The organism is Bradyrhizobium sp. USDA 4504 (assembly GCF_054063995.1).
Map to the genome: position 1 here is coordinate 388,785 of NZ_JBSSGV010000001.1, position 20,446 is coordinate 409,230.

The window sequence follows — 20,446 nt, forward strand, 5'->3', positions numbered from 1 at the left end:
TACAAGTCTCGTTTCCTCCTTTGTGACAAGCGTCTTAGCTAGTGTCCTGAACCAGAAATTCGCGACACTACGATTGTTGTGCTTGAGTATTGTAACGGCAGAAGCGCTCGATGGAGGCGAGGATATCATCGGCGGCGCGCCGGATCTTCTTGTCGGTGATGAGGGCGAAGAAAGCGCTCGACCTGATTGAGCCAGGACGAACTGGTCGGCGTGAGATCGACATGCCAGCGCGGCCGTTTGGCGAGCCTGCTGCGGATCAGTGGGGCCTTGTGCGTGGCGTAGTTGTCCATGACGAGATGGACATCGAGACCGCACGGCACGGCAGCCTCGATCTCATCGAGGAACTTGCGAAACTCGGAGGCGCGATGGCGGGCAAAGCATTTGCCGATAACCTTGCCCGTTGCAATGTCGAGCGCCGCGAAGAGCGAGGTCGTGCCGTGGCGCGTGTAGTCATGGCTGCGCCGCGCCACCTGACCGGGGCGCATCGGCAGCATCGGCTGGCTGCGGTCGAGCCCTGGATTTTGGACTTCTCGTCTACACACAGGACGCGGCATGCTGGGGCGGGGAGACGTAGAGGCCGACCACATCGCGCACCTTGGCCACGAAATCCGGGGCGGTCGAGAGCTTGAACGTCTCGATCCGATGAGGCTGCAAACCGAAGGCTTGCCAGATGCGCTGCACGCTTGAGACCGACAGCCCACTTTCCTTTGCCATGCTGCACGAGCTCCAGTGGGTCGCATCCTTCGGAAGGCTTTCCAGGGTCTTTACGATGGTAGCTTCGATGCGCGCATCATCGATCGTCCGCGGGCTCCCGGCCTTGGCTCGTCGCGCAGGCCTTCCACGCGTTCCTGCACAAAGCGCCTGCGCCACTTGCCGACCGTGGTCTCGATCACACCGAGCTTCGCCGCCACCTCCTTGTTCTGGCTGCCCTCTGCACAGGCCAGAATGATCCGGGCCGCAACGCCAGGGGCTTCGGCCGTCTTGCGGCGGCCTGCCAACGCCTTCAGCTCAGTCCGCTCCTTCTCGGTTAGGATCAGGGGTGCCAGCCGCGCCATCCAATGCTCCATCGCTGTTGCCCTGCAAAGCAATGCCACAGCGATGCGACTCTAACCCGAATCTAATGATGCGAACTTGTGACTCGGGACACTAGTGATGGGTCTGAGAAGCACCGGGCACGAACGGCGGTGCCCGTTTGTCCCTGGACCCGACTGGGGTCCAGGGCACCGGCACGCTGAATGGATGACCCACGCGGAAATGGAATTAGAACGTGATTTGGCGGTGTCAAGAACATCCATTCAAAAAAAGCACTGCGGATAATCGGCCTTTGCGCCGTTCAGGACAGCGCGTCCATCGCTGCAGCGCCGGATGCGTCAGGGCCTTTTTTCCATAGGAACGAAGCGCATCCACTGGCATTGATCGCCCTGTTCGGTGCCGCACCGCTACCGGCACCTAGACGCCCAGCTACAAACTTGGCCCCAGCTTTCACAGCTGGGGCCCTTTCCAACAGGTCACTGCCGGCCGTCAGTTTCCACTAGTTTTCCAGCTCTCTTCGGATCCGATCCCGGTGCTGAACGTGCAGAACCTGACACGAATAGAAGTTGTCCAGAAGCTTCCTCGCTTCCGCTAGATCATGCCCGTGATGGGCGAGGTGCTCGATCAATTCCTCTTGCTCGGCAATGTGTCGCTCGCCTTCGGCAATGTGCCGCTCGGCTTCCGCCAAGTGGCGAGCCTGCATTTCGCGGTGCGCTGTTTGAAGGTGGTCCGGCATGGTCGCGCTCCCTTCCTATGCAGGCGGGAGCACGATCGGTCTCTCAGCCACCGACGCCTACGGGCAGAGCCTCGGCCGGTGGTGCCGGGTTAATAATCCGGTTCGTTGTCGGTTGCAAAAATTTCGCTGGCTAGATCTTAGACTTCGGGTCCGCCAATTGGGCGGCTCGCTGTCATACGGGAGGGGACCTTGAACCTGGCTCGGCCCAAAAAGGTGTCGGGTACCGGATCGCTTAGCAGTTCGGCCGCCTTCACTATGGCCGCATAGACCCTCGCATTGGCGTCCGCGATCTCGAACGCCAGATCATGGGCCTCGATAGATGTGACGTTGGAGAAGGCCGGGCGAGGGAACTCGGTTCCGCCCGCCAGGCAGGCTCGGGCTATCGATATCGGAGCGAGGATCGCGATCCGCGGGCCCGCTTCGTGCCGGGGCGCCTTGGCATCAGTACCGTCTCGCTGGGCCGCAAGCTGGTCGTGTGTCGGCTCAGTTCGGCGCCAGGAAGACTCGGAGTTAAGGCCTCGCGCCAGCAATCAACCGATGCTCATTCGATCCCGAAATCACGCTCGTTCGGAAGCGGAATCGGCTCATGGTGACTTCGTCCCAGAAACGTGTCGGGCTTGGGCAACCCCAGCGCAGCGTTGGCTCGGGCGAGGAGATCGTCCGCTGACCGGGCGCCGGAGGAGGCGCTGGAACGGATGCTTGCGCTGTACCGGGACAAGTACGCGGACTTCACGGTGAAGCACTTCCACGAGCAGATGCAAAAGCGGCACGACTATGTGCTGGGCTATACGGTGACGAAGCTGGCGCTGCACGCGGCGGGGCTGGTGCGGAAGGCTCCGAAGCGTTCGGCGCACCGCAAGAAGCGGCCGCGGCGGCCGCTTCGGGGCATGCTGCTGCACCAGGACGGATCGCGCCACGTTTGGATCGAAGGCTTGCCCGCGAGGGACCTGATCGTCACGATGGACGATGCGACCAGCGAGATCTACTCGATGGTGCTGGTCGAGGAAGAAGGAACGGCCTCGACCTTCCAGGCCTTGCGCGAAGTGATTGGCGAGCATGGCCTGTTCTGCGCGCTCTACACCGACCGCGGCAGCCATTATTTCCTGACCCCAAAAGCTGGCGAGAAGGTCTCGAAGACGCAACAAACCCAGGTGGGACGGGCTTTGTCGCATCTTGGGATCGAGCATATCGCAGCCTATTCGCCGCAGGCGCGCGGGCGCTCCGAGCGGGTGTTCGGCACCTTGCAGGATCGGCTGCCGAAGGAGCTGCGGCTTGCCGGGATCACGACGGTTGAGGCTGCCAACGCGTGGCTGAAGGCGCATTACATCCCCGGGCACAACGCCGCGTTTGCGATCAAGCCCGAACAGGAAGGCACGGCATTCGTGGCCGATCGGCATGAGGCCTGGCGCGAGGCGCTGTGCGTGATCGAGGAGCGAACCGTCGCCAACGACAATACCGTTGCATGGAACGGTCGGCGGCTGCAGCTGCCGCAGAGCCGGCTCAGGCCTCACTTCGTCAAGGCTGTGGTGCGCCTCCATGAGTATCCCGATGGCACCGTCAGCGTGTTCCTCGGACCGCATCGGTTGGCGATGTTTAGCGCCAACGGACAGCAGATCAGCCCCGACGCGCTTCAGCCTGGCAGCGTGCTCGGAGCCGTCAAGGACAAGCCCTGGCGGGCGCGCAAGCGCGCGTCCTTGACCGCTCCTGCGCGCGCCGCCGTCGAGAAGGCGCGGGTCGGGACGGAGAAACGGGCTTCAAATCGAACAAAGAAACCGACCCACGGGGCTGACCAGACCGCCCTATCCATGGCATGACAACGCGGCGGACCCGTCCACGCCTTCCGGCTCCCCTGCAAATCAGAAACGAAGGCGACAGATCACGAGCTACAAAAACACGACATCTTCACCCGCTACGGACAGGGCTTAGATGACCGGCCTCGCCGCTCGGCTCGGATCTAATGGGGCGTGGGCGCGGATATAGTCCCAATGATTTGCATGTCTTCTTTCCGCACGGTTACGCGGCGTCCTGTCTCGGCAGCGATCTTTCGGGCGGCTCGCATCGCGGAATCCTCGTCCGTCAGTTCGAGCAGGATGATGCTGCCTGTTCCCGAGAACGCGTCAGGGTTCAAGAGTTCGATGATGAACAATGGTCCCCCTCCGGACGATCATTTTCACCGCGCGTTTATAGCGGCCTTGACGCACCGCAATTGCGCAGGATCATCCGATCTCGCACGAATCTGGTTCGTCAGCGCCTGCGCTATGATCTCGGCTTGTTCCTTGGTCAGCTTCTCGGCAAAGGGGCCATCTTTCTTTATCTGGGCCGGTCCTTTGAGTTCGCTGTCGTAGACCATCCAGCCAATGCTTCTTTGCCGAACGAGGAACCGGCCTCGCATCGGGCGTCCAATAAATTCCATTGCAACCATCCACCTGTGAAACGCGAGTTCACCGATTGGCTTGCAGGATGGTGTGCTCCGCATTGAACTATGTGAATCGTTGCGATCAACTTTGGACAAGCACCGCTCGCGCTTTCCGCAGTGAACTGAAACGGCCCCAACCAGGGGGCCGCCAACCCGAGCGATACGGGTTTTCCTCCAGGCAGTCGGGGGGCACCTTGGCTGACCAGAAGCGCCAATTAGACGCTTGGCAATAGCTCCGTCGGATCGCGCCCCGGCAATCGACACAGCGAGCGCAAACGCCGCGGGCGCCACCGGGCACGTCGGACTTGGTCGTCGGGAAGCAAAAAGAAACGGCCCCAGTAAGGCATGCTGAGACCGCTGCTTTACTTCCGCCTCGCGGTTTATTTCTTCATGTGATCCTTCGACATCGAGCCACTCTTGTCCGTCGTGCCTTCCTTCAGTTTTGGGTCATTCTGGGTTGCGCCGGGATTCGCAGCGCTGGGGCTGCTGGACGCGCCTTGACCGGTGGTCGCCGCCGGTGAGTTTCCGCCGCCGCTACCACCGCCACTGCCACCACCACCACCACCGCCCTGTGCGCTGGCTGCAGCAATTGAGCCGGCCATGAACGCAGTGACCAAGGCGAGTTTTGCGATTTTCATTTGATCGTTTCCTTCCTGTTTTTAATAGAACAGACTGGAAAACAGAACGCGTTTGAGATCGTTCCTCCTACTGCAGCGAAAAGGCCCCGACGCTGAGGAGACATACGTCGGGGCTTTCGGTCGGCGAATTGGGAAACGAGGTTCGCGCGTCAGCGACCTATTCCGGTTCCTTCGCCATAGAGTTCGCGCTCGCGCTGAATCTGCTCGCTGCTGAGTGGCTGCGCCGCAGGATCAAAGCCCTTCCATCCAGACCGCTGCCATGCCGCCGTGCGCTTGCTGATGTCGACTGACGACTGATCGAGCACAGCTTCTGCTCGGCCACGATCCTGTTCGTCGACACGTGCACAGACGAGCGTTCCGCCGCGACGCACGCCCTCGGCATATTGCGAGGCTTCCTCTTCCGGAACGCCCGCTTGAGTCAAGGCGCCGATGACGCCGCCCGTTGCGGCGCCCGCGGCAGCACCGGCCGCGGTGGAGACGAGCCATCCGGCAGCGACGACCGGGCCGAGGCCAGGAATTGCGAGCAGGCCGAGGCCAGCGAGCAATCCTGCAGCTCCGCCCAGTCCTGCGCCGATGCCCGCACCTGCGCCCGCTCCTTCTGCTCGGTCGTCAACCCCGTCGCGGTCCCGATCAACTTTGCCATCCCGGCCGTGCCAGCCCTCCCCATTGTTTGCGATGACGCTGATATCGGAGGAGGGGACGCCGCTCTGCTCGAGTTGCTGGACGACACGCTCAGCGTCGCCATAGTTGTCATAGAGGCGAGAAATTGTAGTGGTCATGCTGGTCTTCCTTTCTAGTTCGCCGGGTTCACATTGCCCTGGAAGTCCAGGCTGACTTCGGTCTGCTTGCCTCCCTTGGTGGCCTTTCCTCTCCAGACGCCATTATCGTCCTTCTTGAGGTCGGAAACGCCGGAATAACCGGCAGCTTCGATCCGTGACTTCGCTTGTCCCTCGGTAAAGCTGTTTCGACCCGCCACGGGTTCGTTCGAGTTGTTTTCACCCGACCGATTGACGGCGCTATTGTTTGGCTCGCTCTGCGCCGGTGGCGTTTGCGCCGAGACAGGTGCTGAGCTCAGCAGAGCTGCCGTGGATATGATAGCAAAGACTCGCAACATCTTTTTGTCCTTTGGTTAGCTAATTGCCGAGGACAAATGAACGTCAATTCGATTGGTTGCTAAGTGCGTTACTCAACCGCAGGCAGGCTGGCTTCGTCGCTCGTGCCTTATCGCATGTTAATAGACCAGTTCTGATTGTCCCGCAGCAGTTGGGGGCCGCCGCAGGTTACGGTCGGTTTCTTGGGAAGCGAAGGCAAACAGCTCCTTGCCGGTTCGACTCATCTTGGGATTGACCGTTGGTCGTCCAAGCCAATCACTTATGTGAGCTGGCTCTGGCCACTTAGGACCCGGGCTGGCTACATGCTAAGCAATAGTCAACAGTATACGGCGATCACGATCACTATCTGAACGGGGAAGCAGTGAAGCGCAAGCTGACTGCCATGGGGCTCGTCGCGGATGCGGGCGTCAAGCAATCAAAGCGCCATCGCGTCCGTGACCGACGTTGTGATATCATGATCCTAATGACGAGCAGTACGGCGGCAGGAAGATAGATCTCAAAGGCCGGGAGAAGCCTAGGCGCGGGGATGCGGTCTGCGCATCGTCTAGTCGGTTGACTACCACCTAAGTCTAGGCCGGAGGGGCACCCGTTCGTGGAACTAGCAGGCTGTTGAAAAAAGGCGGTCGCCGCCGACCGAGGATCATGATTCATTGGCTCCGACGAGATTCGGAGATGGTGCGTGCGCGGCGGCGACAATCGAACGGGCGAGCTGTTCAGCTACGTCGACCTGGAAGCAAGGGTGCGGCGTGATCATCCGCTGCGAGGGATCCGGACGATCGTGAACGAGGCGCTGGCGGCGCTGGAGCACGAGTTCGCCGCCCTTTATTCGCCGATTGGACGGCCGTCGATCCCGCCGGAGAAGCTGCTGCGGGCGATGCTGTTGCAGGCGTTTTATTCGATCCGCTCGGAGCGACTTCTGATGGAGCGGTTGGAATATGATTTGCTGTTCCGCTGGTTCGTCGGAATCGGAGTCGACGATGCAGCCTGGGACCATTCGGTATTCTCGAAGAACCGCGACCGGCTGCTGGAAGGCGACATCGCGGCGAAGTTCCTGGCGGCGGTGCTGGCGCAGCCCAGGGTGAAGAAGCTTCTGTCGAGCGATCACTTCTCGGTCGACGGCACGCTGATCGAGGCCTGGGCCTCGATGAAGAGCGTCAAACCGAAGGATAGCTCCGGCGAGCCGCCGGCCCAAGGCGGCGGGCGCAATGCTGAAGCGAACTTCCATGGCCAGAAGCGCTCCAACGACACCCATGCTTCGACCACCGATCCGGAGGCCAGGCTCTACCGCAAGGGGAAAGGCAAGGAGACGAAGCTGTGCTTCATCGGGCACGGGCTGATGGAGAACCGCCACGGCTTGCTGGTCGACGCCTGCCTGACGCAGGCCGGTGGGCATGCCGAACGGGTGGCCGCGCTGCACATGATCGAGCCTCGTGCCGATCGACCGACAGCGATCACGCTTGGTGCCGACAAAGCCTACGATGCAGAAGACTTCGTCAACGAGCTGCGCTCGATGAACGTGACGCCGCATGTTGCGCAGAATACCGGCGGCCGTAGCTCTGCGATCGACGGGCGTACGACCCGGCACGGCGGTTATGCTGTCAGCCAGCGCATCCGCAAGCGGATTGAGGAGGCATTCGGCTGGATCAAGACGGTCGCCGGGCAAGAGAAGACCAGATTCCGTGGCCGTGATCGGGTCGGATGGGCCTTTACCTTCGCTGCGGCCGCCTACAATCTGGTGCGGCTGCCCAAGTTGATCGCGGAGACCGGTTGATGGCCAAGGTGCCCGGCTTTGCCAAGGCCTTTGCCGGCCGCTGGCGCATCGTCGAAATGGACAACTGGGACAGCGACTTCCTCGATCTTGTCGGAGAGGCGCATCTCACCTTCCGTGGCAAGTCCGATGGCGAAATAGCGTTTGGGGCTCTCAAGGGCTTCCTGGATGCTCGCTACGGCACCCGCGACGGATCGGCCTGCGCCGAGTTCTCATGGGAGGGGCACGACGAGAATGATCCGTCCTGTGGTCGCGGATGGGCCATGATCGGCACTGCGGGCAGGCTCGTTGGCCACTTCTACATCCACAATGGCGACGATTCAGCCTTCGTTTGCGAACGCGGCTGAGTTCTTCAACGGCCTGCTAGAGCTTAGTCGGCCGCTTGGATAACCGATTTCTTCATCGTTCGAACGAAGAGCTCGACGATATCGGTGCAAGCCGTAGCCTCGTTGGCTCGGTATGGCGGCCACGCGCCAGGCTGCCAACCCGCGTCACCTTATTTGTTCGGCGCAGAGCGAATCTCTGCCGCCTTCGCGACGGACGGCTGAGCGTGATGGGGCTGAACTTCAGCGGGGCCGGCGCGTTGGAAAGGAATGTCACAGAAGCAAAGCGAACGACATCACCGTCGACTGTTCGCATCAATCGCAAACCAGGCCTCCCAAGCGGCCGGCCGGGCATCGACGTTTGTCCTGGCTTTCGCGGTAGTCGTCGTCTGGGCCGTTACTGGACCTCTGTTCAAGTTCTCCGATACGTGGCAGCTAGTCATCAACACCGGAACGACAATCGTGACCTTTCTGATGGTCTTCCTGATCCAGAACTCGCAGAACCGCGACAGTGCTGCTATTCAGGTGAAGCTGGACGAGCTAATACGGACGGGCATGGTGCAGAATAGTTTCGTCGGAATCGAGCATCTGAGCGCTGACGAGCTTGAGGATCTGCGCACGCGCTGCGAGGAACGCGCTAAGGTGGTCGCCGAAGACACTGCCGAGGGCAAGACAGGAGCGCGCAGGCCTCGCCGACGCCCAACCGATTAGTGGTTCCTCGCGGCCGGGGAGGCTACCATCCTGGGGGATACTCATGATGCGGAAACATCATTGCTTCAGACTGTTCCGGCAGCGCGCCCAGCGATGAGCCTGACTGCCACTTCCCCGGCATTAGAAAGATCCGGAAGCGTTTACCGGGATTGAACTGCATTCTCGAGCGCCGAATAAACATGTCGCAGTTGGGACACACAAAAAATGAATGGTGATTGGCTTGTCATGGGCTGCAATAGCCGAGCCGCATCATGCTTCTTCGGAGGATCAAGATTGGGTCCGCTGGGGCGTCCTGGCGATGGTGCCAGAGCTCAATGCTGTAGAACCTGCCAGGCTTCCGAGACGCCATCCCAGCTCCCTTCAGATCGGGCGCACTGTCCCGGCTATGACCGTCGGGCGGAGGGAGAGGTCCTTGAGAGCCTTCGAAGCGGCACCACGTCGCCATCAGCTCGGATCGCGACCATTGCTATCTCGAGTACATCGACCCTAAGCTTAGCAAGCTCATCGACGACGCCCTGGGATCCAGCTCGCCGACGATCACTCGGTCATGGGGCGTCCATCCCCAGATGGTGTCCAGACAAGAAGCGTGCGCAACGCACAATGGAGCAGGTGAAACATAGCGCCGTCTGTAACCTCGCAATTAGCTGCCGAAATTGACCACCACTGCAGCGGCTCACGCAATAGGAGCTAAGGTCAATGCCGGACGTTGAAGGGCTTATGGAGACCATGGAAGCCTATCTGCGTCGAAAGCATGAAGAGCTTCAGTTGCTGGACGCCTGTCTTGACCACTCCTTTGCGCCGCCAACTCCGAAGTCGATCAATGAAGCGATCGCACTCAAGTTCAAGCTCACGGCGGCCATCAGAGCTCAACACGATCTAACAGAGTGGACCACGACCGAAACCGCCTGGTCGCATCGCAAGAAATCTTTCGATAGCCCGTTCGACTTCCGGTACGACTACCAGCGCGCCGATCTCGACGTGGCTGGCCCGTCCTTTTATGATCTCGGCGAAGATATCGAATGGGAGACCGTCTACACGTCTTCTGGCATGGCCTCCATATCTGCCCTGCTTTTGGCGTCGTCGCACTTGTTCGATCGAGCGGATATCGTGTCGCTGCCAGGGACGTACGGAGAGACCCTGGAGTTCGTTGAAGCGTACGCTAGGCACCTGAAGAGCATCACGGCCGTAGAAGTTCTGGGCGCGCCCGCTTCAGGCGCGTCGCACCGCATCCTTCTTCTGGATTCCTGCGCATCGGCAAAGGATTTTGAAGCCTGTCTGCGCTCACCCTGGGCGCAATTCGACCTCTGCATCTTCGATAACAGTTGTCTCGCCGGTAGCTCCGGCAAGATCGCGCGCGCGTTACGGAAGGCCCGCAGGTGCGGAGTGCCCATGGCCATGATCCGAAGCCATACAAAGTTGGATTCGCTCGGCGTCGAGTATGGACGATTGGGCTCTACGACCTTCGTCCGCTCCGCGGAGGCCGATCTCTGGGTTCGATCGCCTCTCCGAAACCTGCCCGATGAGATGCGCAACGCAGTCAGGCTGCTCGGCGGCGCAGCGCTACCGGCCCACTTCCCGCCTTATGTCGGCAGCCCCGAATATCGGTCGCTGACCACGAGGAGAGTGGCTGCAATCATCCGCAACAGCCGCCGTACTGCTCACTTCTTCCGTCAGGCGCTTGGCGATCTGGTGAGGCAAACGAATTTCGCGCATGGCCTTTACGTGTTGCTCAGATGCAGGCGGCCCTTGGACGAACAAGAGGCAAGGCAAGCGGCGTCGGAGATGAGCAGAGATCTTGGCCTGGCCGGCTTTCCGATCCGTCATGCCGGAAGCTTCGGGTTCGACTTCGCTGCCACGGAATGGTTTCACGACATGACGACCGGGGCGTTCAGCGTCCGCATAGCCGTCCCGGACCTTCCCACCAAAGTATGGGACGAGCAAACCTGGGCGATAGCTCGGTGGTGGAACGAACACGACTGCCGAGCATGAAGCATGCGGGACACTTGCTCGCTCGCAATGTCGGCCCGATTAAAAAAGCCGCGCGAAATTTTCGCGAATTCGATATCTGGCCTGATCCATGAAGCTGTTGAGTCTGCCCGCCGACCCGAGGCCGCCTTACTGTCGCAGAGATATGCTTCCGTGGGAACTTCGCCTGCGGATGCAGAGGAAATACCCGTCGCTGCAGTTGGCGGCAACGCGCGGCAATGTATCGTTGCAGAGGAGTTCCGGTGCCTGGTTTTAGGTCCAGCCCGCTTTAGGAACCGGTTTGTGGAAGTTGCATTGTCGCTCAATATTGTTGAAGGAGGAATGCAATGCGAAAAATCGCTTTGGCCGCACTGACGGTCGCCGCGATTTCTGCCGCAACTGTTGCACCTGCGGAAGCGCGATGGCGGGGTGGCGGTTGGCACGGCGGATGGGGCCCGGGTATCGGTCTCGGACTTGCGGCTGGTGCACTGGCCTTTGGAGCCGCTGCAGCTTCGCCCTACTATTACGGTCCAGGCTATTATCCGGGCTACTATGGCTATTATGGCCCTCGGTATTATCGGCCCCGGGTTTATTACCGGCCCTACGCGTGGAGGGGGTATTATGGCCCGCGCTTTTACGGCGGATGGGGCAGCCCGTTCTACGCAGCCTGGTGATCACAAGAGACCGGAGCGGGCTTTTCACTTTGCTGGAGCGGCCGACGCCTCGTCGGTCGCTTGGCGTGCAGACCTTAGCCAGAACTCCGGCGCAGCGTCACCTGCGGATGTGGCAAGTCCTGGCGACTGACAGCATGAACCTTAACCTTTCTCAAATGACAGTCGCAGTGTGCTCGCCCTCGCCCGCAAGATCAGTCGAAGATAATCTTCGGTCGATCTTCAACGCCGACCGCCAAAGCGGTCGCGTCCCGAACACGTGTTTTGCTGGTGGACGCCTGAGTCCGAGAGAAGATGAACGTCGTGCGGAGCACACTACGTTCCATTTGCAAGCTGTCCCGGTATCTGCTCTGGCGGGGCTCATCATATCTTGTTTGTGACCGCGGTTTCGGCCGGTATGAAGCGGACTAGTCACCGCTCTAGATTCATCCATGTCTACGGCAACCTCATCTAGACCACAAAGTGCGGGGTCTTCTGCTTTCCGCCATCACGCAAATGTCTTTCAGGTCCTGCTCGGGCATCCGAACGGGCCTTTCTGGCGGCGCAAGCACGAGGGAGCTTGGACGATTCCGAAGGGCATCATCATGCCCGGCGAGTCACCGCTTTCTGCAGCCCGGCGCGAGTTCGCCGAGGAAACCGGACACGCGTCAAGCGGGCGGCTTATCTGTCTCGGGGCAAGATCGTTTACGTGTGGGCTGTGGCGGGTGATCCAGATTCCGCGGATATTCGCAGCAACACCTTCGAGATGGAATGGCCCCCGCCTTCAGGTAAGCTTCGTATTTATCTGGAGCTCGAACGAGCCGAGTGGCTCAACACTCCTGCCGCGCGCGTGAATATCCTTGGGGGACAGGCAATCTTCCTGCAGCGCCTGTCGGCGGTGCTCGACCCAAGGACTGAATGAGGTGCCCCGGCGAGGGGAGTCGATCGGGCGGAGGCCCGAGAAATCGTTGGTATTGAGCGGATCACGGTTATCCCTTCAGTCGGCTTGAGCCTGGAGGCTACCGGCCCAGGCAGTACGACCGGCCGGAGTGCTGCGATTGGATCCAAACGCGTCGGCTCGCGGTTGACCTGTCCTGAACCTTATTGAAAGGCTCGCTCCTATGGTCGAGCTGGCTGCCCCACCGCCGCAAAGAACGCCGGCCGCGCAAGGCGCGTCCTCGCCAATGCTCACGGCCGGCGGCATCGTCCTGGCCATCGGAGCCCTCTATCTCGGCCGCGAAATCTTCGTTCCTTTCGCTCTTGCCATTCTGCTCAGCTTCATTCTCACGCCCTTGGTTAATTGGCTAAGGCGCTGGAAAGTACCCCGTGTTGCAGCGGTACTCATCGCCGTTTCCATTGCCTTTATCGTGGTTGCAGGTGTTGCCTTGGTCGTGGGACGTCAACTGGTCCAGCTGGCTACCAACCTCCCCGATTATCAAACGACCATCACCGAGAAGATCCACTCGTTGCAAAGCTCTGCGCCAGGTGGGGGTATTGTCGACACAGTTACCACGACGATGCAGGATCTTGGCAGAGAGATCTCGGGGAATAAGAAAAAATCGGGGGCCGCGCCGTCCCGGCTTGGCACCGGCAGGGAGCATCAGGAGCCCGTCACCGTGCGTATGGAGCCGCCGCAGCCAAGACCGCTGGAGCTCATCCGCTCTGTCATAGGTCCGTTGCTGGCGCCCCTCGCTACGTCCGGGCTCGTCGTCATTTTTGTGATCTTCGTGCTGCTCGAGCGCGAAGACTTGCGCGATCGCTTTATTAAATTGGCAGGAGCCGGGGACCTTCAGAAGAGCACTCAGGCCATCAACGACGCCGCGGGCCGGCTCAGCCGTTATCTGTTGATGCAGCTCGTAGTTAACCTGAGTTACGGCGTGCCGATCGGCATTGCGCTCTACTTTGTCGGCGTACCGAACGCGATTCTCTGGGGACTACTTGCAGCGGTACTTCGATTCATTCCCTATCTCGGTCCTTTTCTGGCTGCTATATTCCCGGTGGCCTTGGCGATCGCCGTCGATCCCGGCTGGACGATGCTGTTTTGGGTGGTCGGCCTGTTCGTTACGGCTGAACTCATCAGTAACAATGTTATCGAGCCTTGGCTTTACGGCTCCAGCACAGGGTTGTCGTCACTTGCAATCATTATCGCCGCCATCTTCTGGACGATGCTGTGGGGACCTGTCGGGCTGTTCCTGGCGACACCTTTAACTGTCTGCCTTGTCGTCATTGGGCGCTATGTTCCGCAGTTGGAGTTCTTGGGCGTGCTTCTTGGCAGCGACCCTGTGCTCGCTCCAGAGGAGCAGCTCTACCAGCGATTATTGGCTGGCAACCTGGAGGAGGCGGTTGAGTTCGCCGAGAGCTATGTCGACGAGTGCTCCTCACGCGAGTTGTACGATAACGTAGGCATTCCAGCCCTTCGTTTGGCGGAGAACGATCGTCAGCGCAGCAGCATCGACACAAACTACCGGCGTCTTGTCGCGGATACCGCTATCTCCGTTGTGCAGGAGGTTGACGACCATATCCACGAGAAAGCGCATTTAAACGTAGACGCGGATCACGGGACGCAGCGACCATGCGTTCTCTGTCTCGCAGGACGCACGGAGCTTGATCATGCAGCGGCGGAGATGCTCGCGCAGGTACTTCACGAGCACAACATCGCCGCCAAGGTCTTGCCGCCGATCGTGGTCAGTCGGGAAGCATTGGGGCAGCTTGATCTCCAGGGGGTCGACGTGGTGTGCCTGTCCTACTTTCACCCGCAGCCACAGGTCTATGCCCGCTATATCTTTCGTCGCCTGCGCCGGCGGGCCCCCCATGTGAAGCTAGCCGTCTGCTGCTGGAATTTGATCGCCGGGACTGATCAGACGGAAGAGCTCAAGAACCAGATGGCGGCCCACGCCGTATTCGCCTCGCTCAAAGCCTGCACTGAGCAGGTCGAAGCATGGATAGGTCGCGCGCCAGCCCGCGGCGATACGCCTCAGGTCACGGCTGACGCCGAGCAGGCACAGCTTACCGCGCTGCGCAGCCTCCGCTTGGACAATTCAACACGTCAAGCCGTGGATGAGGTGTCCAGGAAGATTGCGCAGACCTTCGAGGTCCCGATCGCGCTGGTGTCATTTGTCGATGATATTCAGCCAACCATCGCTGACAGCCGCCTCCAGGACATTCAAGCAGCTCCGCAGGGCAATCACGAGGGCTCCCTCGACGCTCATGTGGTTGCTTCAGACGATGTGCTCGTTTCTGAGGATGTCAACGAGGATCCCCGCTTCGCCGATGATCCTCGTGTGCTGGAGAGAGGCATCCGCTTCTTCGCGGGGGCTCCGCTCAGAACTTCATCCGGCCACGTTGTAGGCTGCCTCAGCGTAATCGATACCAAGCCGAGAGAGTTCGCCGACCGAGATCGACAGCGCCTACAGGAGATGGCGAATCAATTGATGGTCAATATCCAGAGCGCCCGAGCGACGAAAGATGTCGCTTCGGCGACCTAACAAAACTGCATCCAGCCTCCTAAGCGGACGGAATGGTGCAAGAGCTGCAGTAAATGTCGGTCTCTTAGGAACAGAACCTGGTCGTCTGAGTTTGAGCTGTCGAACCCCACTAGTGGCTCTGCACAGTGATTATGACTCTTTGGAAGGCGCGGGATAGGCGCGGCCCATTTTGGTGCGGGCCTTGTCTGTTGTGAACATCCATTTGATGCGAGAGCGGGCGGCATTTCGCTTCCGTTCCCAAGCGGCGATTTCGCGGCGCAACCGCTTGGGGGCGTCGATTCTGCGATTGAGGCACTGGCCCCGCAGGACGCCGATCTCGATCTCGACCATGTTGAGCCAGCTTGCGTGCTTGGGCGTGTAGTGGAACTCGAGCCGTCGCAAAATCCGCCTGGCTTCGGCGGGCGGGAAGGCCTGATACAGGGCGCCGGCGGAGTGGGTCGATAAATTATCCTGGACGACCCGGATGATCTCGGCGTCGGGATAATGGATGTCGACGAGGTCGCGCATGCAGGAGGCATAGTCTTCAGCCGCGCGCCGCTCAGTGACTTTGACCTTGCGCCAGGGACGATGCACGTCGAGGAATACGAAGAGATTGACCGTGCCGTTGCGACGGTACTCGTAATCGTAACGTTCGAGCTGGCCGGGCTCGGCCGGAATCGGTTGACGCGCCTCGCCGATGAGCTGCACCGGGCTTTCGTCGAAGCACACCACCGGCCGCTTGGGATCTGGCGCCTCGGCGTAGAGGTCGAGCACGTCCTCCATACGGGCGACGTATTCGCCGTCGATCTGCGGAATGCACCACATGTCCCTGCGCCAGGGCTTGAGGCCATTTTCGGCCAGGCGCCGCCGAACCGTCTCATGCGACAGGCTCTTGTGTTCGGTGAGCTTGACCATCGCACCTGCCAGCAGCTCAAGCGTCCAGCGGGCCCGGCCTTCTGGCGGACTGGCGCAGGCCGTCGCCACCAACAAGGCTTCTTCCTTGACCGTGAGTTTGCGCTCCGCTCCGGGCCGCGGCTCATCGCTCAGCGCCCGCTCCAGATTGCCTTCCACGAAGCGGCGCTTGGTCCGGTACACGGTCGAGCCGCCCACGCCGACGCTCCGCGCGATCTCCTCATCGCTGCCGCCGGTGTCGGCAGCCAGCAAAATCTGCGCGCGCTTGAGCTTACGGGACGCATGCTTGCCGCCGCTGAGCAGCGCCTTGAGTTCCGTGCGCTCGATTTGGCTGAGGTCGACCCGATAGCGTACATTCATGGCATGCCTCCGTGTTCGAGGCACGCACCAACAACTGAATCGGATGGCCGGCGTGAGTCCTTCGGCAAAACCCTTCACGCCCACACAGGGGCAGTACCTGGCCTTCATCCACCTCTACACGCGCCTGCACCGCAGACCCCCGGCCGAAACCGACATGCGGGAATACTTCCGCGTTAGCCCGCCCTCGGTTCACCAGATGGTGCTGACGCTGGAACGGGAGGGCCTCATCAGACGGCAGCCAAGGACCCCTCGCAGTATCGAGGTCCTCGTTGATCCAAAACACCTGCCGGAGCTACTCTGACCGCCAGACGCAACCCGTCAAAATCACTGTGCAGAGCCACTAGGAGTCGTAATATGGGTCGCGGAATGCCATCCATGACTGCACTTCTCGGACTGCTCGCCATCGCTGGATATCAGAACCGCGAGAAGTTGGCCGAACCGATGAAGGCGCCCGGACCGAGCTCTTCGGAGCCTCCCGGTTCCCAACAGCCCCTTGGGGGCTACTTGGTCTGAGGGGCATGCTAAGCGGCGCTGGAGTCAGGAGGCTGCTTCAATGAGGAATGGCGAACTGCTGGAGAAGTGCAGCCAAACCCGCCCCGGCGATGCGGCTAATCCTGGATCAGCTCGAGGCCGAACAAGTAAATTCCGCCCGCGCAACTGCAGAAAGCAGTTAGTTCTGATGTGTTGACCAAGCTAGAGTAGGAAACCGGGCTCTCTCAAAAAGAAATACTCGCAAGGCTGTCGCGCGACCTACCCCGAGCAGTCGACAAGTATACGTTTGAGGGACGGGTAGGCACTTCATAACCCTCATGTAAGAGGGGCGGAGAATGAGCATCATTTGGACTATCATCATCGGCTTTATTGCGGGGGTGATCGCGAAATTCATCATGCCAGGTGACAACGAACCCTCTGGATTCATCCTTACGACCATTCTCGGCATCGTCGGCGCCTTCGTTGCCACTTACCTCGGCCAGGCGCTGGGATGGTACCATCCCGGAGAGGGTGCCGGACTCATCGGCGCCGTGGTCGGTGCCATCATCGTGCTCTTTGTGTATGGTCTCTTCGCCGGACGACAACAGCGCACGAGTTGAATAGCGAGCTCGATTTGTCCGCGGCGTGGAGCGATCCTTCGCATCGTTTCATTTCGAATTTTTTAGTCCCGGAGAATTCACCGGATTATCGACCAGCCGCTGTTCGGCGTCACAATGGAATGCAGGACTGCTCCGGCGTTGCTCTCGGGGGGGACGGGTCGTTTTACAGGAACGGCCAGAACTCTAGCCGCTGCCGTGCCCAATAGCACTTGGATCCACTTGGCACCAATTTGACGAAACGGGGCTTAGATATGAACCAGCACCTGAAGCGCGCGAAACTCGAGTCTCCGCCCGCGGTTGAGCATTCATCAGCAGGTAGCATTCCCCATTTCGAATGACCATCGGTTTGATGATTCCGATGAGGAGGAGTTGCTGAATGACGATGGTGCTTGGCAGAAGGCCGTCATGACAGCTCGCGGTATCGAGTCCCAATTTCGACCTCGACAAGTCCAACCGTTGGTCGATCGTGATCAAGCGAGAGGAAGACCCAATCAGATTGACGTCGCCGCCAAGCGCATCGCCTCCCGTTCGAGCTAGGCGGCCGGCGGCAAGTGAAGATAAGTCGGATCGAATCCGGCCAGTTCTTCCAATTTATCGTGGTCCAGAATCCGGTAGTGTGGCCGCTCGACTTGCATGATACCCTGTTGCCGCAGTTCCTGCAGCGTGCGGTTGACGTGGACCGTCGAAAGTCCGAGACAATCTCCAAGATCGGATTGCGTAATAGGGAAGTTGAAATCACCGTCGCTCGTTCGACCGACAGCCCTCAATCGACGATGGATTTCGGCGAAAAGGTGGGCCATACGTTCGTCCGCGGACCTGCGGCCGACATTGACGATCCATTCCCTAAAAATCGCCGCGTCAATGAGCGTTTCGCGCCAAAGCGCACCTGTCACATTCGGGCGCTGCTTGCACAGGGCCTTGATCGCTTCATGAGGGATCAAGCCAAGCGTGCAGGGTGTCAGCGTCGTGAAATCGTGATCCATGACGTTGAGGTAGAGGCTCTGCAGATCCGGTATTTCGCCGGGAATGTGCAACGAGAGGACTTGCCGCTTGCCGTCCTGCGTGATTTTTGCACGGTACGCAAATCCTTCGGCGAGAAGGCAACATTCCTTTGGTCGGCTGCCATCGGCGACAATAATGTGCTGAGCCGGGACTTGGCGTTCCTGGATCGGAAGCTGCTGAAGTGACTGAATGTCATCGCTGTCGAGCCGGTTGGAGACAGTTAGCTTTGTGATCAGGCTGGTCGCGATGTTTGAAGCCATCGGCCGTTCTCCGCGCATTGGAGGAATTGTGCGTAGCGGCGGCGGTGAAATGCCTGCTTCGCCAGCGGATGATCGGGAGCACGACACTCTCAGCCACCGGCGCCCAATTGATAGTTGCCGATGATGCTTAGATAACAATTGGCGGGACCGCGATGTTCCTCGATAACTTCGCGGTCGCAGATTGCCGGTATTGCGATCCATGCCGCACTACGCTGGTATTTTTAGACTGCAATAAGCTGGGCGTGCTTTTGCATAGTTTAAGGGCCTCCCAAACGCGGAGTATCGCGATGGGGCGTCCTCACTTGCTTGTCGGCCTAAAAGAAACGGCCTCCGCGCGGGGCTGAGGCCGTTCTTCCATTTGGATCGTCCAAGTGCTGCTGGGGTTTGGTCGGCGCGGCAGGGCGGTGGGTACCTCGATTGGGGGGCTGTTTAGCCGCCGGATTGAGGCGCGAAAGCATCCACGTATTCGGCTATTCGCGTCGCCAGTCGCTCGTAGTGGATTGCTTATCGAAGGCTAGCGAGCTGATGGAATGGAAGCCGCCAATCCTGCACCAGCGTTACAAATAGCTATCGCAATTGCAGCGAGATGATCGGTGCTCATAGCGATGTCCTTGCATCGCCCATCAATTGGTCCCCGAGCGCGAGCTATTTCCTATCGGCGGTACCCGCCACTTTGCAAGATCAATGCGTCGGCTCTGGGCGTACTAGGTGCCTCATTCCATTCACGAAGACGGCTCGTCAGGATTTTAGCAGCCAATGAGACTGCCGCTCGCCGGTGAACAAGCCGGGCATGCCGGAGGTGCTATTAAGACCCGCTGTTGTGAAAATCAGCGCTCGCGCAACATAGCCAAAGGCGGCATCTGCCGTTTATTCAAAAACGCCGGCCGCGTCCCGATCAGTTGCGGGGGGACGCATTATGAGAGTGCCGGTTGCCGGATCCTTCCTAGCGCAGGGTGTGTAATGCGCAACCGCATCGACATCGGGGGATGGATTCTCACCGGGCTCAAATGCTGCTCGACCGTTTTCCCGAGTTGTAGCTGTGTCCCTCTCAATGAGCCGGAAGCCGCTTCAAGAGCCGGTCGGATTGACAGATCGCCTGTCTTGGGGATGCTTGTCGATGGTCCTCTTCGCGGCAGCGATCGCTTCCTGCGTACGCTGATAGGTCATCGTCCTGACGGTATGTCCGCCCCCGAGAGGCGTGATCTCGACCAGGAAACCGCCGCCAGGCTGCTCGATGATCACTAGTCGGTGCGCCGAATATTTGAGCTCGTCTGCCACGTTCGCGGTCCCAACCTGTTCCAGACAAACAGCTGCAGGGTTCTGACGTTCCAATAGCGCAATGGCGACTCGAGCAGCGTCACTGCTCCCCGATCATGGCTACGGCCCCACGATTACGCGTTTCTTTGCGCCGCCGTCGCTCGGGCTCGCTCCAGCGTCGCGGGGTAAATCAGCTGGCCGCTGAGTTTGACTTCGTAGAGGAGACTCCGGTCTCCGAGACAAGGGTAAATTACCAGCATTGACGTCCGGACGGGGGGCCATGATCGCGTTCGTAGCGGCCCGTGTAGACTTCGATCTCAGACATTGGCCTGATCCGCCTGGGCATAGCCGAGAGATGGATACTTGGTTTACGCGCCCCCGGCCGGCTGGGACCACCTTTCCAAGGGTCGGCAAGCAGGACTCGAATTTTCATGCCCGGAAGGTAGGTGTCAGGAGCCGGTTTTGCTAATCTCTGCCGGCTTGTTTGTCAGCCGCTCTGCTAAGATCTCCGCTTGTGGTCAGCTTCTCGGCGAAGGGCCATCTTTCCCTCTCTGTGCGGGGCCTTTCAACTTGCTGTCCTAGACTACCGGCCTCGCATCAGGCGCCCGACCAAATTCATTGCAATCACTACCTGTGAAATTAGCCCGCTGATTTGCTCGCCGGCCGCGGCAGCTGCCATTTCACTGTCAATCGATGCGATCACGTTCAGGGCTCTGGCGCCCCGGCCAATTGAAAGCGGCCCCAACCTG

18 protein-coding genes and 1 pseudogene are annotated in these 20,446 nt (G+C 60.0%); 9 read left to right on the plus strand and 10 right to left on the minus strand.

Annotated features, from left to right (window positions below):
- Positions 1 to 67: 67 nt before the first annotated feature.
- A pseudogene (locus tag ACVMB1_RS01660) lies at positions 68 to 1,055 on the minus strand (IS630 family transposase).
- Positions 1,056 to 1,531: 476 nt separating this feature from the next.
- On the minus strand, positions 1,532 to 1,768 hold the full coding sequence (locus tag ACVMB1_RS01665; RefSeq protein WP_069275777.1) for a hypothetical protein: 237 nt from the start codon (positions 1,766 to 1,768) through the stop codon (positions 1,532 to 1,534).
- Positions 1,769 to 2,376: 608 nt separating this feature from the next.
- Here ACVMB1_RS01665 and ACVMB1_RS01670 point away from each other — a divergent pair.
- On the plus strand, positions 2,377 to 3,582 hold the full coding sequence (locus ACVMB1_RS01670; RefSeq protein ID WP_309144982.1) for an ISNCY family transposase: 1,206 nt from the start codon (positions 2,377 to 2,379) through the stop codon (positions 3,580 to 3,582).
- 140 nt (positions 3,583 to 3,722) lie between these two features.
- Here ACVMB1_RS01670 and ACVMB1_RS01675 read toward each other — a convergent pair whose 3' ends face one another.
- From ACVMB1_RS01675 to ACVMB1_RS01695, 5 genes are all read right to left on the minus strand, one after another.
- Positions 3,723 to 3,914: a hypothetical protein gene (locus ACVMB1_RS01675; RefSeq protein ID WP_069275774.1), complete on the minus strand. Its 192-nt coding sequence runs from the start codon at positions 3,912 to 3,914 to the stop codon at positions 3,723 to 3,725.
- Between the two features lie 24 nt (positions 3,915 to 3,938).
- Positions 3,939 to 4,181 (minus strand): hypothetical protein, encoded by a 243-nt coding sequence (locus tag ACVMB1_RS01680; protein WP_141713231.1) that lies wholly within the window; start codon positions 4,179 to 4,181, stop codon positions 3,939 to 3,941.
- Positions 4,182 to 4,564: 383 nt separating this feature from the next.
- Entirely contained in the window at positions 4,565 to 4,822 is a 258-nt protein-coding gene (locus ACVMB1_RS01685; protein ID WP_456848158.1) for a hypothetical protein, read from the minus strand.
- Positions 4,823 to 4,971: 149 nt separating this feature from the next.
- Positions 4,972 to 5,601, minus strand: coding sequence for a hypothetical protein (locus tag ACVMB1_RS01690; RefSeq protein WP_069275772.1), 630 nt, complete (start codon positions 5,599 to 5,601; stop codon positions 4,972 to 4,974).
- 14 nt (positions 5,602 to 5,615) lie between these two features.
- Complete coding sequence (locus ACVMB1_RS01695; RefSeq protein ID WP_069275771.1) at positions 5,616 to 5,936, minus strand: PepSY domain-containing protein; 321 nt, start codon at positions 5,934 to 5,936, stop codon at positions 5,616 to 5,618.
- 677 nt (positions 5,937 to 6,613) lie between these two features.
- On the opposite strand from ACVMB1_RS01695, the gene ACVMB1_RS01700 reads away from it, so the two are divergent.
- The 6 genes from ACVMB1_RS01700 (at position 6,614) to ACVMB1_RS01725 (ending at position 14,836) form a co-directional block, all read left to right on the plus strand.
- Positions 6,614 to 7,705, plus strand: coding sequence for an IS5 family transposase (locus tag ACVMB1_RS01700; protein ID WP_069276043.1), 1,092 nt, complete (start codon positions 6,614 to 6,616; stop codon positions 7,703 to 7,705).
- Complete coding sequence (locus ACVMB1_RS01705) at positions 7,705 to 8,049, plus strand: hypothetical protein (RefSeq protein ID WP_057019377.1); 345 nt, start codon at positions 7,705 to 7,707, stop codon at positions 8,047 to 8,049. Before ACVMB1_RS01700 ends, ACVMB1_RS01705 begins: the two co-directional genes overlap by 1 nt.
- Positions 8,050 to 8,295: 246 nt before the next feature.
- The gene (locus tag ACVMB1_RS01710) at positions 8,296 to 8,736 is read left to right on the plus strand and encodes a low affinity iron permease family protein (protein WP_069275768.1); all 441 of its coding nucleotides are present in this window, start codon (positions 8,296 to 8,298) and stop codon (positions 8,734 to 8,736) included.
- A gap of 717 nt (positions 8,737 to 9,453) precedes the next feature.
- Positions 9,454 to 10,725 (plus strand): hypothetical protein, encoded by a 1,272-nt coding sequence (locus tag ACVMB1_RS01715; protein WP_456849860.1) that lies wholly within the window; start codon positions 9,454 to 9,456, stop codon positions 10,723 to 10,725.
- 1,231 nt (positions 10,726 to 11,956) lie between these two features.
- The gene (locus ACVMB1_RS01720) at positions 11,957 to 12,205 is read left to right on the plus strand and encodes an NUDIX domain-containing protein (RefSeq protein WP_245313733.1); all 249 of its coding nucleotides are present in this window, start codon (positions 11,957 to 11,959) and stop codon (positions 12,203 to 12,205) included.
- A gap of 267 nt (positions 12,206 to 12,472) precedes the next feature.
- On the plus strand, positions 12,473 to 14,836 hold the full coding sequence (locus ACVMB1_RS01725) for an AI-2E family transporter (RefSeq protein WP_069275765.1): 2,364 nt from the start codon (positions 12,473 to 12,475) through the stop codon (positions 14,834 to 14,836).
- A gap of 129 nt (positions 14,837 to 14,965) precedes the next feature.
- Here ACVMB1_RS01725 and ACVMB1_RS01730 read toward each other — a convergent pair whose 3' ends face one another.
- Positions 14,966 to 16,087: an IS630 family transposase gene (locus ACVMB1_RS01730; protein WP_069280104.1), complete on the minus strand. Its 1,122-nt coding sequence runs from the start codon at positions 16,085 to 16,087 to the stop codon at positions 14,966 to 14,968.
- Between the two features lie 43 nt (positions 16,088 to 16,130).
- Between ACVMB1_RS01730 and ACVMB1_RS01735 the strand changes: the two genes are divergently transcribed.
- Positions 16,131 to 16,388, plus strand: a complete 258-nt coding sequence (locus ACVMB1_RS01735; RefSeq protein WP_253587780.1) for a LexA family protein — start codon at positions 16,131 to 16,133, stop codon at positions 16,386 to 16,388.
- A 526-nt stretch (positions 16,389 to 16,914) separates the two neighbouring features.
- Complete coding sequence (locus tag ACVMB1_RS01740; RefSeq protein WP_069275764.1) at positions 16,915 to 17,178, plus strand: GlsB/YeaQ/YmgE family stress response membrane protein; 264 nt, start codon at positions 16,915 to 16,917, stop codon at positions 17,176 to 17,178.
- Positions 17,179 to 17,711: 533 nt separating this feature from the next.
- On the opposite strand, the gene ACVMB1_RS01745 is transcribed toward ACVMB1_RS01740, so the two are convergent.
- Together ACVMB1_RS01745 and ACVMB1_RS01750 are read right to left on the minus strand one after the other, a co-directional pair.
- Positions 17,712 to 18,440 carry a Crp/Fnr family transcriptional regulator gene (locus ACVMB1_RS01745; RefSeq protein WP_069275763.1) on the minus strand — a complete coding sequence of 243 codons (729 nt, stop codon included), beginning with the start codon at positions 18,438 to 18,440 and terminating at the stop codon, positions 17,712 to 17,714.
- Between the two features lie 1,068 nt (positions 18,441 to 19,508).
- Positions 19,509 to 19,718, minus strand: coding sequence for a hypothetical protein (locus ACVMB1_RS01750; RefSeq protein ID WP_253587825.1), 210 nt, complete (start codon positions 19,716 to 19,718; stop codon positions 19,509 to 19,511).
- Positions 19,719 to 20,446 lie beyond the last annotated feature (728 nt).